We start from the raw sequence: 14,898 nt of genomic DNA on the forward strand, positions 1-14,898 counted from the left end.
GTGCTTGTTGGCTCAAGCGCCGACGGGCATAGGCAAGACACTGGCTGTTGTGTTTCCCGGCCTGAAGGCCATGCCCGAAGCGGGTTTGGACAAGCTTTTTTATCTGACGGCTAAAAATTCAGGCCGACAAATGGCTCTGGATGCCTTGAGCCGTTTGAGTCCCGAAGGCGAGGGGGCTTGGCGGGTGCTGGAAATGGTCGCCCGTGACAAGCAATGTCCGAACCCCGATAAAGCCTGTCATGGCCAGTCCTGTCCTTTGGCTGAAGGCTTTTACGACCGCCTTCCCGCCGCACGCCGGCAAGCCCTGGAACAGCCCATTCTTGATCGCCAGCGCTTGCAGCACGTCGCGAATGAGCATCAAGTCTGCCCCTACTATCTGGGGCAAGAGATGTTGCGCTGGGCCGATGCCATTGTGGGTGACTACAACTACTTTTTCGATACCCATGCGGTGCTCTATAGCCAGACCCTGGCGCAACAATGGCGCAGTGCTGTGCTGGTGGATGAGGCTCATAACCTGGTCGAGCGTGCCCGCTCCATGTATTCAGCTTCCTTTTCGCAAGTGCAGATACGCATGGCCCGCAAAGCAGCTCCTTCGGCCTTGAAGCGTCATTTCGCTCCCTTGACTCGTTTGATGGAAGACCTGATTTCTGAGGAGGGGGGCGACCAATGGGGCTTGGAGAAAATCCCGCCCGATCTGCTGGAGCAGTGTGAGTATTTGGCGGCCCGTCTGGGGGCATACGTGGCTGAAACTCCCATGCCGCAAGACAGTCCCTTGCTGCAGTTTTATTTTGAGCTGCTTTATTTTGTGGATTTGGCCGGGCAATTCGGCTCGCACTCGTTGTTCGATATCTTGGCGCACCGCGATGGCGTGCTATTGAACCTGCGCAATATTGTGCCTGCGCCTTTTCTGGCTGAGCGTTATGGCGATGCCCATGGTGTTGTGCTGTTCTCTGGCACGCTGAATCCTTCGCAGTTTTATCGCGACGTCCTGGGTCTGCCGCCCAGTACCACCGAACTGAATGTGGCCTCGCCGTATCGGGCCGAGCAATTGCGGGTACGCCAGTATGCTGGTCTATCCACCCGTTATGCAGACCGAGCCCAAAGTTTGACAGGGGTTTGCGACATTGTCGGGCAGGCCTATCAGGAGCAGCCGGGTAACTATCTCTTGTTTCTGAGCAGCTTTGATTATCTGGAGCAGGTCAGCCAGGCCTTGCAGGAACGCTGGCCGGATATGCCCGTGTGGCACCAACAACCGGGCATGAGCGATCATCAACGAACGCAGTTTCTGGACCGCTTTACGCTGGAAGGGAAGGGAGTAGGTTTGGCGGTGTTGGGCGGGGCGTTTTCCGAAGGGGTGGATTTACCCGGTAAACGCTTGATCGGTGCGTTTATTGCCACCTTGGGATTGCCGCAATTCAACCCTGCCAATGAGTCGGTGCGGCAAGTCATGGCCCATCTCTTTGGGGAGCGGCGGGCCTATGACTATACCTATCTCTATCCGGGACTACGCAAGATTACACAGGCCGCGGGTCGTGTGATTCGCGATGAGCAGGATCAAGGCTTTGTGTATCTGCTTGACGAGCGCTATGGGCAGCGGCGGGTGCAGCAGTTGTTGCCGGACTGGTGGCAAATTGAGCAGGTGCGGACTGACGCTCGTTCTGGGCAATGACTTCAGTAATGATTTGAGCGGTAGCGGCAGACAAAGTCCAACCCAGGTGACCGTGACCCGTGTTGTAGTACACGCCAGGACGACTGCCTGCTTTCACGCGTGGCAGCATGTCCGGCATCATGGGACGCAGACCGGCCCACGGCACGACGCGGTCGGTTGCGGCATCGTGGAAGTTGCGGCGTGTCCAGTTGGTCAGCGGGGCAATACGGTCGGCACGTATGTCTTTGTTACTGCCGTTGTATTCCGCCGTACCCGCCACGCGCAGTCGTTCCTTGCCCAGGCGGCTGGTCACAATCTTGGCTTCTTCATCCAGCAAGCTGACCCAAGGGGCGGCATGTTGGGCTTCTGGCGTATCCAGATAGACCGAGATTGAATAGCCTTTCACAGGGTAAATATTGACGTAGTCGCCCAGCATATGGGCCAGATGACGGCTGCCTACACCGGCGCAAACGACCAGGGAATCCACGGACAAGGTATGCGTGTGCGCTTCAGCGCCGTCACCCGTGCGCAACTGGATACGGTGCGGAGGGCCGCAATCAATACCCAGCACTTCCGTATCTTGCAGGAACTTCACGCCGCGCTTGGCGCACGCATCCGCTAGCCCGCGTGTGTATTTGTGAATATCGCCTGTGGCATCAGAAGGCGTGAAGAAACCGCCGTAGTAGGTGCCTTGCAAAGCAGGTTCGATCTGGTGAATTTCGTCATTGGTGACGGTGCGGCGCTCCAGACCTCCTTTGTGCAGCAGTTGGCTGACTTTCTTGCCCGACTCAAAGCCGCCTGCCGTGTGGTAGATGTGCAAGATGCCGCGCTGTTCCAGGTCGAAATCAATGTTTTCGTCCTTGGCCCATTGGTACAGATTCTCGCGGGCCGTAATAGCCAGCTTGACGGTTTCAATGGTGTTGCGCTCGTAGCCGGAGATGGCACCCATAAACTGTGCCATCCAGCTATATTTGTGCCAGCTTGGTTTAGGGTTGAACAGCAGTGGGGCGTCTTTGCGCATCATCCACTTCAAGCCCTTGAGAATAGTGCTGCGGCTGTTCCAGACCTCGGCATTGCAAGCGGAAAGCTGCCCGCCATTAGCGAAGGAGGTTTCCATCGCAGGGTAGCGCAGGCGGTCGATAACGGTGACTTGATAGCCTTTCAGGCTAAGGGCGTAGGCGGTGGTAATTCCGGAAATACCGGCGCCAATGACGGCAATATGCGACATAACAGGCTCCTGACAGGTGAATTGCCACCAAATAGTGGCAATACCCCATCTGTCCTGTGACCTGAGAGTTTATCCAACCAGTGTGTCTGGCTGGGCTCCTTCGGTGGGCGTCGTGCGCCGCTCTCCAGAGTGTCGGGCTGGTACGATCCTTTTGCCTGAGAGATTCCGGGGTGGTTGCTCCGTCGGCGCCTGACTGAACAGGTCTCTTTCATACCGCCTGTAATGACGCGACTACATTAGCTGTGCTTGCAAAACTGCGCAATCAGGGTAAACCGGGAGCCCAAGGAGCGGGCCCCCGGTTGTGGGCTGTGGATCAGGAAGGATAAATCCACAGTTTGGAGGGGGGCAATTGCAGGTGATGCACGCCACCGGGCAGGGGTTCCGGCCCAAAAGCACGCAAGGTGCCTGCAGACGGGTCAGCCATGCGGAACACGTGCTCCCACTTGTCGCCCAGGTACATGCTGGTGGACAACTGCAGTTGCAGCGTATCGGGGCCAGGCTGGGCGTTCAGGTGTACCTGTTCAACACGGATCACGGCAGTGGCTTGTTGACCGGATGTCAGCGGGCCGGCTGCATGGCCCCATAGCTCCCAGCCGGGGCCACTCAAGCGGGTTTGCTGATCGCGCTGTTCGGTGACTTTACCTTGCAGGCGATTGTTGGAACCCATGAACTCGGCTGTATAGAGCGTCTTGGGATTGCTGTAGACCTCTTGGGGCGTGCCTTGTTGCTCGATCTCGCCCCCGTTCAGCAGCAAGATGCGATCGGAAATGGCCATGGCTTCGGCTTGATCGTGGGTCACCATCAAGGCTGACAAGCCCATCTCCACAATCAACTCGCGCAGGAACACACGGGCTTCTTCACGCAGTTTGGCATCCAGGTTGGACAGCGGTTCATCCAGCAGAATGACGGGCGGGTTGTAGACCAGCGCACGTGCAATGGCGACCCGTTGTTGCTGCCCACCCGACAACTGGCTGGGGTAGCGTTCGCCCAAACCTTTCAGGCCTAGCTGATCCAGAATGGCTTCTACCTTCTGGCGGCTCTCGGCCTTGGGGGTTTTGCGCAAGGTCAGCGGATACGCCACGTTTTCCTGTACTGTCATGTGCGGCCACAAGGCGTAGGACTGGAAGACCAGCCCCAGGTTGCGGGCCTCGGCAGGCAGATCGACACGGGCCTTGGAGTCGTACAGCACATCATTATTGATGGCGATGCGGCCTTGAGAAGGCTGCTCCAGCCCGGCCACCGCACGCAGCAAGGTCGTCTTGCCGCTGCCCGAAGCGCCCAGCAGGGAAACCACTTCGCCTTTGTTCAGGCTCATGGAGACGCCTTTCAGGACGGGATTGCGGTCGTAGGCCAAATGGATATTTTCTACAGTCAGCTCGGTCATCGTAGTTTCACTCCGAAGCGCAATGCGATGGTCAGGCCAATGACCACCAACACGATATTGATAAAGGACAGGGCAGCCACAATGTCGATGGCACCGGTGGCCCACAGGGAGACCAGCATGGAACCAATGGTTTCCGTACCGGGAGTCAGCAAGTACACACCGGTGGAGTATTCCCGCTCGAAGATCAGGAACATCAGCAACCAGGAGCCGATCAAACCAAACTTCGCCAAAGGCAGGGTGATCTGGCGCGTCACCTGGCCGGGACGAGCCCCCGTGCTACGGGCAGCTTCTTCCAGCTCCGGGCCTACTTGCAGCAGGGTGGAGGAGATCAGACGCAGACCGTAAGCCATCCAGACCACGCTATAGGCCAGCCACACACTGAAGATGGTGCTGCGCAAAGCACGCAGAGGGCTGACAACGACGCCTCTTAGCCATTCCGCCATAGGCAGCACGGATAGCCAGCCGTTTTCCAGGGACTGATCCAGCCACATGGGCACGAACAGGAACATCCACAGGAAGGCCAGACCCGCCAGCAGACCGGGAACCGCGCGTGGAACCAGAACGCTGTAGTCCAGAAAGCGAGTAATGCCGTCTGGTTTGCGGTGCATGGCAAGGCCGATAAAGGTGTAGCAGATCACGGCCAGCGCACCGCCGAACACACCAATGGCAATCGAGTTCAGAATGGCGCGCAGCAGGTTGGCTTGCCCGAAGACTTGTCTGAACGCATCCAGAGAAAGCACGTCCATCAGCGAGACGCCAATGCCCCAGTTGGACACAAACGCGCGCAGCACTACGCCGACAACCGGCACGATCACGGTAAAGAACAACCACAGTGCAACCAGGGTGGCGGCAGCCCAGCGCCAGCGGCCCAGTGGCAAGGAACGAGCCTGGGAGGCTTTGCCCTTGACGGTCACAAAGCGGTTGGCGGTGCGCATCAGACGGCGTTGCAGCATGACCAGGGGAATGGTCATGGCGATCAGAATCACGGCAACCGCGGCCATCAGGTGGTAGGACGGAATGCCCAGCTTGTTGGTCAGCTTGTACAGGTAAGTGGCCAGAACCAAGTGGCCCTCGGGGTCACCCAGCACCAGCACCAGACCAAACACTTCCAGACCCAGGAAAAACAGCAGCACGCAGGCGTACAGAATGGCCGGGCGAACCATGGGCAGGCTGACCGAGCGCATCACTTGCCAAGGGCTGGCTCCGGCGCTGCGGGCCGCTTCTTCCACGTCCGAACCCATGCTGCGCAGGGCGGAGGAAATGTACAGGTAAGCGTGTGGAACGTGAGTCAAACCGGCAATGATGACAATGCTGGTAAAGGAGTAAATGTTCCAGGGCACAAAACCGATCAGGTCCAGTGTCCAGGTGGAGAAAAACCCGACTGGCCCGGCAGCGACGATATAGCCGAAGCCCAGCACCATGGGGGATACAAAAATAGGGACCAGAATCAGCGGTTCAATCCAGGTACGACCCGGCAGATCGGTACGCACCATCAGGAAAGCAAGAATGCCACCCAAGGGAATCGAGATACCGGCCAGGCCAAAGGCCATGATGAAACCGCTACCCAGGGCTTTGTAAAAGTCCGGGTCGTCGAAAATAAAACGGAAGGCATCCAGCCCCAGAGACTTGTCAGCCGCGAAAAAAGGGGCGGATAGCAGGCTTTGGATGATGATCAGGCTAAGCGGCACATAAATGGCCAGTGCCGTTATCAGAACAACGACATGGCGCGGCCAGGCCTGCCACCGAAGGCGTAAGGCTTGCATGATAAGGATTCCAGGCGGAAAAGAGGCGGGGTGGCGGCAGGGGCCACCACCCGATTCAAAGACGAGGCGTCTTACTTATTGGCGGCAGCGCGCCATTGCTTGATGAAGTCCAGACGTTCCTTTTGTTTCAGGAAGTCCAGCAGGGACGAATCCACGGGGATGGGGGTCAGTTCCACACCGGCCAATCGCTTGGTCAGGCCGTCCACGTCGTTATCGCCTTCCACGTCAGAGCGGATCGAGGCCAGTTCGGACTTGTTGGCCAGAATGTCCTGACCGTCTTTGGACAGCATGTAGTCCAGGAAAACGCGGGCTGCATTGGGGTTTTGCGCCTTGTTGCTGATGAAGGCCACACGCGACAGGACCAGGGTGTAGTCCGAGGGGTACACAATCCCGATGGCTTTATCCTTGGCGACGCGGGTTTCTGCATACGAACCCAGCAGGTTGTAGCCGATCAGGTTCTCGCCGGAACTGACACGCTCCATCATGGTGCCAGTGGACGATTGCAGAACCAGATTGGCCGAGCCTACGCCCTTGATGAAGTTCCAGTAGCTTTCGCCTTTCTTGCTGTCCTGAGCGGCCAGCATATAACCCACGGCGGACTTCTCGATATCGTAGGTGGTGACCTTGTTGCGGAAACGGTCCTTGTCGCTTTCCACCAGCTTGGCCAGTTCGGCGTGAGTCTTGGGCACTTCCTCAGGCTTGATCAGACGGTTGTTGTAGATGAACACCGTAGGCTCGTAGGTCGTACCAAAGGCCTTGTTTTCCCAGACCGCCCAGCCAGGCAGGGAAGGAATTTCGGGGGAAGCGTAGCTGGCGGCATAGTCGGTGGCCAGACGCATGGCCGAATCCATGGACGAGCTCCAGACCACGTCACCACTATTGCTGCCCGAAGCCTGCTCGCTGATGTAGCGGTTGTACAGCTCGGTGCTGTTCATGTCGTGGTATTCGACTTTGATCTTGGGGTTTGCCGCTTCAAAGGCGGAAATCAGCGGAGCGGCTGCCTTGGTATCGGTCGTGGAGTAGACGATGACCTTGCCTTCTTTTTCGGCCGCTTGCGCCTGATCGCCTTGTGCCCAGGCCGCCTGACCGGCAAGCATGCTGGCACTGAGTGACAGGGCTAGCAGGCTCAAGCGGCTAGGGATGGTGAATGCTGACATTCGAGTCTCCTTGGTTCAGTGTCCCATCATGACGCGGGACTTTTTGGGGAACAGTGTCATTCCATTGTGTGGACTCTAGCTGTCAGCATCCTGTCACTGTTGATAGGAATGGTCTCCTGGGTTGGGAGGCGTATCGGTTACCAGACGTCGCCAGTTTTGTAGAAAGCGCTGGCGTCGGGTGGGGTCCAGTCCAACCAACAAGGAAGGGTTCAGGATAAGTGGCTGAATAATCCCAATCGATTGATTTGCAACAGGTTTTGTAAACCAGCTACCTGTTTCAATGGCATTCAAATGGCCCAGACCAGCCGGACCCGCAATGGTTTGTTGGCCTCGGGGTGAGAGCAAATAATCAATAAATGCTGCCGCCAAATCCGGCCGATGGGCCTGTTTATGAATCAATGCGCTGCGGGTAAACACCGAGACATAATCGCTGGGAACGACGATGGCAATGTCGGAACCGGCCTTTTGGCGGGCCAGCGCGTAGGAACCCAGGACGTTGTAGGCCACATCCAGGGTGCCGTTGTCCAGATCATCCAGAATGGCAGCGGTATTGGCGTATAGACGAGTGCCGACGCGGCCCAAGGCATTGGCCATCCCCCAGAAGGTGGAGGAGGTGCGCTCGTCATAAAGCGCGAACAGATAACCGACGCCACTGATCTGGATGTCATAGGTTCCGACACGGCCCATGAGTGTGCCGCTATTGCGCTCCAGCAGCCTTAGCAGTGCCTCGCGGGAGGCGGGCAGGTCAGGTGGCAGGCGAGACGGTGCGTAGGCAATGACTGCCGGTTCCAGCGTGAAACCGAAGACCTCATTACGCCAGCGTGCCCAACCGGGCATGGCATTGGTCAGGCTGGAGCTGTGGGAACGGGCATAGCCGTCGTTAGCCAGTTTGACCTGCAGATCCGAGGCTGAGCTGATGAGCAGGTCCGTATCAGGCAGGCTGCCTTGAATGGTATGTCGATACAGGGCCGTGGAATCCATCTCGTGATAAAGAATGCGCACCTGAGGCTGGATTTGCTGGAAGTCGTGCACCAGTACTTCAAACAGCTCCGTATCGGTAGGGCCAGCGATGACGAGTAAGGGCTGATCATCCGGCTTTTGCCTGGGAGAAAGTGCCGGGTATTCATGGCTGCGTATACCCATATCGGGGCGGGCGATCTTGTCCTGCGCATGAACGGTGTCGGGGGAGGCAAGCAGGCCCGTCAATACCAGGGCGAGGACAGCCAAGGTCTGTGGCAGGGAGCTTGCAGGCTTGGGGCCTTGGATCAGCGCCGGGATTTCGATGCGGACGGTCAGCCCTTGCGGAGAGTGATCACGCAAGAGCAGGGTTCCCTGATGCGCTTGTACGACCGTGCGCACAATCGACAGGCCCAGGCCCGATCCCGGTCTGCCTTGACTGCTGGGGCCACGCTGAAAGCGCTCCAGTAAACGGGTCTTGTCCTCGTCGCTGATGCCGGGTCCCAGGTCGGAAACATCAAACACCACCAGGCCGCTGGGCCGGGTATAAACGCGTACAGAAATATGCTCGTCGCTGTAGAGCATGGCGTTGTCGATCACATTGCGCAGCATTTCCCTCAAGGAGACGTGGTCGCCCAACACTTGCGCCCGTCGGGCCGACGGAGTGATGTGAACCTGCAGCCTATGTGCTCGGTCCGGGTCCACACGCCCTTGGATTTCCTGAATCAGCGGGGTCACGTCCAGCGGGCGCATGGTACTGCGATCCAGACGATGGCTGACCGTGGCATCCATCAGCAACTGGTTCAGCAAATGGGTGGCATGGGTGGTGTTGTTCAAAATTCGTTGAAGGCGCGGGCGTACGGTTTCGGAGCCGGGTTCGTCCATGGCAAGCTGAGTTTGCAAATGAACCGCCGCCAAAGGGGTGCGAATTTGATGGGCGGCATCGGCCACCAGGTTGTTCAAGGTCCCAACGGCAGTTTGCAGGCGCTGCATAAAGGCATTCAAGGTGTCGACGAGGCGGCGGATCTCCTTGGGAACCGGGGTGTCGATAGGCTGCAAATTGTCGTGCGAGCGTTCCCGTAGGGCGGTTTCCAATTCTGCCAAGGGAGCAAAGGCGCGCCGGATTCCCAGGCTGGTGATCATCAGGGCCAGCAGGATCAGGCCTGTTAAGGACAAGGTGCTGCGGCCCAGCAGCTCATCAGCCAGTGCTTGCCGGGTTCCCAGGGTTTCAGCCACACGTATGGTGATCCAGCCACGGCCTAGCGAATGTTCGCCCGTTAGCAAGCGCCCGATGGTGGCCACGCGCACCGGCGTGTCGTGATAGGAAATCGTGTCATAGCGCGGTTCGGAACTGGCAGCGGGGGGGAGCGTGTCGCCCAGATCCGGGTAGCCAGAAATCAGCCCACTGGTAGAACGCACACTGTAAAAAATATGCTCTTGCTCGGGCAGCATGGCCATGGCGGAGTAGGGCAGCTCCAGTGAAAGCTCGCCCTCGTCAATCTGAATGGCATTCGCAATGGTCAGCGCAGCGGCTTTCAAGAGCCGATCATAGGCAGAGTCGGCGGCGCGCTGAGCGTATTGGCGAGAGGCCAGACCGAGCGCCAGCAGAGCCGCCGCCAACAAGCAGACAGCCAGCGCCAACACGCGCTGTTGAATAGATAGAGAGCGGCGCATTAGCTGGCATCGCCCAAACTGGCCATATAGCCGGTGCCCCGCACGGTGTCGATACGGATGGCAATATCACTAAGCTTGCGTCGCAAACGGGAAACGTGCAGTTCCACCGCATTCGGGCTGGAGTCTTCATCAAAATTGAAGAGCTGCATCATCAGACGTTCTTTGGTGACGACTTGTCCGGCGCGGCTTAAGAGCAGTTCCAGCAAGCAGAACTCGCGCTGGCCGAACTCCACGGTCTGATCCCGGCTATTGATGCGCCGGGCTGCGATATCAATGCTGACGTGTCCCAACTGCCAGATTTCCGCTTGCGTGGTGGCGGGGCGGCGCATCAGAGCACGCAGCCGTGCTTCCAGTTCGCGCAGATCAAACGGTTTGACCAGATAGTCGTCCGCCCCCAGGTCCAGCATGGACACGCGGTCCTCGATTTCCGAACGAGCCGTCATGACCAGCACCGGCAGACTGGGCGCTTGGCGACGCAGATGGCGCAAAATGCTGAAGCCGTCCTGATCGGGAAGCATGATGTCCAGAAGCAGAACATCCCAGTTATCCATTTCCAGATAACGCAGGGCCTGTTCGCCATTCATGACCCACTCCACGCTATGGCCGCCTGCACTGAGCCGACTGGCGATGGCTTCTCCTAAATCCTCATTGTCCTCGACCATGAGTAATCGCATATTGCCTCCATCGAATGGGCTCCTGCATGTCGAGGTGCCTCTTTATTTGGTTTTTTATTCTATCCCATGAAAACCGAGGTCTTAGTCCTGCCGGAAATGCGCGCCGAGGCTATGCGGGCGGTCCAGAGCGGCTTGCACCAGCAACCATGCGGTGTCCAGATGAAGGCTGATGGTGTGATGGTCCACGGAATGGATGGAGTGGGGGGTCATGTTGCCATTGCCATTGCCATTGCTGCTGCTGCGACTTGTACTCTCAGTGCCACTGTTACTAGCATTGCTACGGTCGCTGTCGTAGCTATTCGTAGAGCAGGCACCGGCGGTGTTGCCGTGATTGATTTGTTCTCGCCAGGCTTCGAGCGTGTGCAAGGCTTGCGTCAGACCCGCTCCGGTGCGCAGCAAGCCAACATGCTCTTGCATCAAACGGCGCAAGGCCGAAAGGGTGGGGCTGTTATTTACGGATGGGCTGTAGTTTTTACTTTTACTGCTACTGCTACTGCTACTGCTACTGCTACTGCTATTGCTAGTGCTGTTGCGATCGACGCCGCTGAGATTGTTGTTGTTGTTGTTGTTGGTGGTGGTGGTGCTTATATTTATCGCTGTTGCTGCGGAAAAGGCTAGATTTGGAATCAGGCTCAAATCCAAACTTGACCTTGGGTTTGAATCTGCACTCGAGCGTGGGTATGAACCTGTACCGGTGTCTGCATTAGAAGCCTTTGCCCCAGGCACCAAAGCTGAGCGTTGGGCCCTTTTGCTCGCAGCAATGGTTTCTGCTGCAGCCCGCCCCATGACGACACATTCCAGCAAGGAATTGCTGGCCAGGCGATTGGCTCCATGTAAGCCCGTGCAGGCCACTTCACCCACGGCATACAAGCCCGCAACAGTCGTCCGACCCGACAAATCAGTTTGCACTCCCCCACAACTGTAGTGAGCGGCAGGCGCAACCGGTATCCAGTCCTGACGTAAATCCAATCCGCGGCGCAAGCCTTCTTCCAGCGCCTTCGGGAAATGCTGCTGCAAGGTGTCCGCGCCTAGATGACGTACATCCAGCCAGACATGATGGCTGCCTTCCTGACGCATATGTGCGGCGATGGCGCGGGACACAATGTCGCGTGGAGCCAGCTCAGCCCGAGGATCGTACTCGTGCATGAAGCGATGCCCCTGCGCATCCAAGAGATAGCCACCTTCACCGCGCAAGGCCTCTGTCAGCAGAAAAGTGGGTCCATCAGCATGCAGACAAGTCGGGTGAAACTGCACGAATTCCAGATCGCGTATTGCAGCTCCAGCACGCCAGGCCAAAGCAACACCCTCTCCCAAGGCGCCGTCCGGGTTGGTGCTATGGGCATAAAGGCTGCCCAGCCCCCCGGTCGCCAGCACCACATGATCGGCCAAAATGGTTTCGTATCGCTGATTGTGTTTGTCAAAAATATCAACACCAGCCACTTCGCCCCGTTTATTGCGACGCAAGGCCAGTGCCTGACAATGAGGGCGTTGAAGGATATGCGGTGCCCGGTCCAGTTGAGGACTCAATGCCTGCATGATGGCGTACCCGCTGGCATCGGCCGCATGCACAATGCGACGCTGGCTGTGTCCGCCTTCGCGCGTCAGGTGTAATTGACCATCTTCCGTTCTGTCGAGCGGCACTTGCCTTTGCAATAGCCAATGCACCGCTTCTGCTGCGGCTTGCAAAATGCCACGTACCGCTTCGCTGTCCGCGTGCCGAGCACCGGCTTCCAGCGTGTCCTCAATGTGTTGCTCCAGACTGTCCTCCGCACTGAGCACGGCAGCCAATCCGCCCAGAGCCATTGGGCTGGCCCCGCAAGGAGCGGGGGCGCTGCTGAGCAAGGTCACGTTCATCGAGGAAGGCAAGGACAGGGCCAGGCTGGTGCCAGCCAGCCCTGCGCCGATGATTAACACATCTGTCTGTGTTGAGCCTGATTGCATCAAGCGGCTCCTACATGCTGGAACTGCTGGCTATGCTCGGCCAGGTCCGCACTCACACGCAGATTGCTTTGCTGTGCAGCGGCAAAATCCATCATGCGCTGCAAGGAGCGTCGTGCGCCTTCACGTAGGGCTGGGTCCACTTCAATACCGGGGCCTGGCTCATTCAGGCGCTGATGCAGGGCCTCCAGACTGTTCAAGGCCATCCATGGGCAATAGGCGCAGCTTTTGCAGGTGGCGCTTTCGCCTGCAGTGGGGGCGGCCAGAAAGGTTTTGCCCGGTGCCTGCTGGCGCATGGCGTGCAAAATCCCTTGATCGGTCGCCACGATAAAGGTGTCGGCGGGATGCTTGATCGCTGCCCGCAATAGTTGGGTCGTCGAGCCGATGACATGAGCCATGGCAACCACAGAGGCGGGCGATTCAGGGTGGACCAGAACCTGAGCATCGGGGTATTCATGAAGCAAAGCTTTCAAGCCATCCGCTTTGAATTCGTCATGAACCAGACAGGAGCCTTGCCAGAGCAGCATGTCTGCTCCAGTTTGCTGCTGGATATACGAGCCGAGATGACGGTCTGGTGCCCACATGATTTTTTTCCCTTGAGCGTGCAGGTGACGCACGATGTCCAGGGCGATAGACGAAGTCACCACCCAGTCCGCCTGGGCTTTCACCGCCGCGCTGGTGTTGGCGTAGACCACGACTTCCCGATCAGGATGGGCGGCACAAAACTGCTTGAAATCGTCGGGGGCGCAGCCTAGATCCAGCGAACAAGTCGCTTCGTCATGGACGGCCAACACCCGTTTTTCAGGGCTAAGAATTTTGGCTGATTCCGCCATAAAACCTACACCGGCCACCAGTACGGTGCTGGCTGCATGCTCTTGCCCAAAGCGTGCCATTTCCAGGGAATCGCCCACGCAGCCTCCTGTCTCCAGAGCCAGATCCTGAATGTCGGGGTCGGTGTAGTAGTGCGCGACCAGCACAGCATCTTGCTCAGCTAACTGCTGGGCTAAAGCGCGCTTCAAAGTGGTCTTGTCCGCTTGCGTGCTGATTTTTGAAGGGACGGCGTGCCAAGTGATCTGGCGATTCAAAGTGTCTTGGACATCGGGCTGGCAGACATCAATGGGATAGTGCTGAATCATGCTTGTCCTTGATACTCATTCTGAGCATAAATAGCTTAAAAAAATGGAAAAGATGGTTTTTTGAACAGAAGGGAGAGTGTCTTATTTATTATGCTTTTTTTGAGCATAAATAAAAAAACTGCATTCTGCAAGCACAAGCACAGCCACAATGTCTGGGTCGGGAGTTGGGGGCGGGGAGTAGAAAGAGGAGGCCCCGCCTGAGCGCTCAGGCTCAAAGCGGGGTGACAAGCCGATTAAGGTGCAGGGTTCGGGGAATGATGATGAATGGCGTTGATCTTGGCGATCAACTCTTCACTCAATTGAACCTCCACACTGGCAATGTTTTCGCGCAATTGTTCCAGCGTTGTCGCACCAATCAAATTGCTGCTGGTAAAGGCTTGATGATTCACCCAGGCCAGAGCCAATTGAGTCGGCGTCAAACCGTACTCGCGCGCTAGCTCGTTATATGCCAACGCCGTCTCGCGTGCGCGAGGGGCATCGTAGCGAGTGAAACGGTTGTACAGCGTCAACCGTCCTTTCTCTGGGTGAGCGCCGTGGTCATACTTGCCCGTCAATACACCCATAGCCAAAGGCGAGTAAGCCAGCAAGCCCAGTCCGTCATAGCGGCAGAACTCGGACAGGCCTTCTTCAAACACGCGGTTGAGCAGGTTGTACGGGTTCTGAATGGTGGCGATCAGGGGCAGGGAACGCGAACGGGACAACTCCAGAAAGCGCGACACACCCCAAGGCGTCTCATTGGACACGCCTACATGGCGTACCTTGCCCTGACGCACAAAGTCGTCCAGCACAGACAAGGTTTCTTCGATAGGGATAGTGTCCTCTTCCTTCCATGGATAGCTACGCTGCCCAAAAGTTACCGTGCTGCGATCTGGCCAGTGCAATTGATACAGATCCAGATAGTCAGTTTGCAGCCGACGCAGGCTGTCGTGCAGGGCCTGTTCCAGATTCTTGCGATCCAGACTGGTGCCACCATTGCGGATATGGCCAGGACGCTTGGGGTCACGTACCGGACCGGCAATTTTGCTGGCCAGAACAATGTCCTTGCGACGCCCCGTTTTAGCCAGCCAGGTGCCGATATATTGCTCGGTCAAACCTTGAGTGGCGGCCAGAGGGGGAACGGGATACATCTCGGCGGTATCCACCAAGGTCACACCCAGTTCCAGGGCAAGGTCTAGCTGAGCATGCGCATCGGCCTCGCTGTTCTGTTCCCCGTAAGTCATGGTGCCCAAACCAATCAGGCTGACATCCAGGTCTGTATTGCCCAGCTTGCGGTATTTCATTTGCTTCGACTCCGAAAACGCAGGGCCGGGCGGCCCTACAAACCGTGCATGGTAACGTA

The 14,898-nt window shown here is 57.6% G+C and carries 9 protein-coding genes, 1 pseudogene and 1 riboswitch; of the genes and pseudogenes, 1 reads left to right on the forward strand and 9 read right to left on the reverse strand.

Annotation, left to right across the window (positions count from 1 at the left end):
- Nucleotides 1–193 precede the first annotated feature (193 nt).
- A pseudogene (locus JYG33_RS18650) lies at nucleotides 194–1,570 on the forward strand (ATP-dependent DNA helicase); the annotation flags it as partial.
- On the opposite strand, the gene JYG33_RS18655 reads toward JYG33_RS18650, so the two are convergent.
- From JYG33_RS18655 to JYG33_RS03110, 9 genes are all read right to left on the reverse strand, one after another.
- Nucleotides 1,515–2,876, reverse strand: coding sequence for a D-amino acid dehydrogenase (locus tag JYG33_RS18655; RefSeq protein WP_243430259.1), 1,362 nt, complete (start codon nucleotides 2,874–2,876; stop codon nucleotides 1,515–1,517). The pseudogene JYG33_RS18650 and the gene JYG33_RS18655 overlap by 56 nt on opposite strands.
- Before the next feature lie 133 nt (nucleotides 2,877–3,009).
- Nucleotides 3,010–3,097, reverse strand: a riboswitch (glycine riboswitch).
- 92 nt (nucleotides 3,098–3,189) lie between these two features.
- On the reverse strand, nucleotides 3,190–4,260 hold the full coding sequence (locus tag JYG33_RS03075; protein ID WP_207874264.1) for an ABC transporter ATP-binding protein: 1,071 nt from the start codon (nucleotides 4,258–4,260) through the stop codon (nucleotides 3,190–3,192).
- Nucleotides 4,257–6,023: an iron ABC transporter permease gene (locus JYG33_RS03080; RefSeq protein ID WP_207874266.1), complete on the reverse strand. Its 1,767-nt coding sequence runs from the start codon at nucleotides 6,021–6,023 to the stop codon at nucleotides 4,257–4,259. The genes JYG33_RS03075 and JYG33_RS03080 overlap by 4 nt, the downstream gene beginning before the upstream one ends.
- 71 nt (nucleotides 6,024–6,094) lie before the next feature.
- A complete protein-coding gene (locus JYG33_RS03085) occupies nucleotides 6,095–7,120 on the reverse strand; it encodes an ABC transporter substrate-binding protein (RefSeq protein WP_243430329.1) in 1,026 nt (341 codons plus the stop codon).
- A 153-nt stretch (nucleotides 7,121–7,273) separates the two neighbouring features.
- Nucleotides 7,274–9,811: an extracellular solute-binding protein gene (locus tag JYG33_RS03090; protein WP_207874270.1), complete on the reverse strand. Its 2,538-nt coding sequence runs from the start codon at nucleotides 9,809–9,811 to the stop codon at nucleotides 7,274–7,276.
- The gene (locus tag JYG33_RS03095) at nucleotides 9,811–10,485 is read right to left on the reverse strand and encodes a response regulator transcription factor (RefSeq protein WP_207874272.1); all 675 of its coding nucleotides are present in this window, start codon (nucleotides 10,483–10,485) and stop codon (nucleotides 9,811–9,813) included. Before JYG33_RS03095 ends, JYG33_RS03090 begins: the two co-directional genes overlap by 1 nt.
- An 81-nt stretch (nucleotides 10,486–10,566) precedes the next feature.
- Nucleotides 10,567–12,426 (reverse strand): L-aspartate oxidase, encoded by a 1,860-nt coding sequence (gene nadB / locus JYG33_RS03100; protein WP_207874274.1) that lies wholly within the window; start codon nucleotides 12,424–12,426, stop codon nucleotides 10,567–10,569.
- Nucleotides 12,426–13,559, reverse strand: a complete 1,134-nt coding sequence (gene nadA, locus JYG33_RS03105; protein ID WP_207874277.1) for a quinolinate synthase NadA — start codon at nucleotides 13,557–13,559, stop codon at nucleotides 12,426–12,428. The genes nadB and nadA overlap by 1 nt, the downstream gene beginning before the upstream one ends.
- A 233-nt stretch (nucleotides 13,560–13,792) precedes the next feature.
- Nucleotides 13,793–14,839, reverse strand: a complete 1,047-nt coding sequence (locus JYG33_RS03110; RefSeq protein ID WP_207874279.1) for an NADP(H)-dependent aldo-keto reductase — start codon at nucleotides 14,837–14,839, stop codon at nucleotides 13,793–13,795.
- Nucleotides 14,840–14,898 lie beyond the last annotated feature (59 nt).

The organism is Alcaligenes sp. SORT26 (assembly GCF_017377875.1).
Classification (GTDB): domain Bacteria; phylum Pseudomonadota; class Gammaproteobacteria; order Burkholderiales; family Burkholderiaceae_B; genus Alcaligenes; species Alcaligenes parafaecalis.

Excerpts from the sequence above, each read along its gene's own strand:
- JYG33_RS03090 (WP_207874270.1), bottom strand. The coding sequence starts at position 9,811 with ATGCGCCGCTCTCTATCTATTCAACAGCGCGTGTTGGCGCTGGCTGTC.
- JYG33_RS03085 (WP_243430329.1), bottom strand. The coding sequence starts at position 7,120 with ATGCTTGCCGGTCAGGCGGCCTGGGCACAAGGCGATCAGGCGCAAGCG.
- JYG33_RS03075 (WP_207874264.1), bottom strand. The coding sequence starts at position 4,260 with ATGACCGAGCTGACTGTAGAAAATATCCATTTGGCCTACGACCGCAAT.
- nadA (WP_207874277.1), bottom strand. The coding sequence starts at position 13,559 with ATGATTCAGCACTATCCCATTGATGTCTGCCAGCCCGATGTCCAAGAC.
- JYG33_RS03110 (WP_207874279.1), bottom strand. The coding sequence starts at position 14,839 with ATGAAATACCGCAAGCTGGGCAATACAGACCTGGATGTCAGCCTGATT.
- JYG33_RS18655 (WP_243430259.1), bottom strand. The coding sequence starts at position 2,876 with ATGTCGCATATTGCCGTCATTGGCGCCGGTATTTCCGGAATTACCACC.
- JYG33_RS03080 (WP_207874266.1), bottom strand. The coding sequence starts at position 6,023 with ATGCAAGCCTTACGCCTTCGGTGGCAGGCCTGGCCGCGCCATGTCGTT.
- nadB (WP_207874274.1), bottom strand. The coding sequence starts at position 12,426 with ATGCAATCAGGCTCAACACAGACAGATGTGTTAATCATCGGCGCAGGG.
- JYG33_RS03095 (WP_207874272.1), bottom strand. The coding sequence starts at position 10,485 with ATGCGATTACTCATGGTCGAGGACAATGAGGATTTAGGAGAAGCCATC.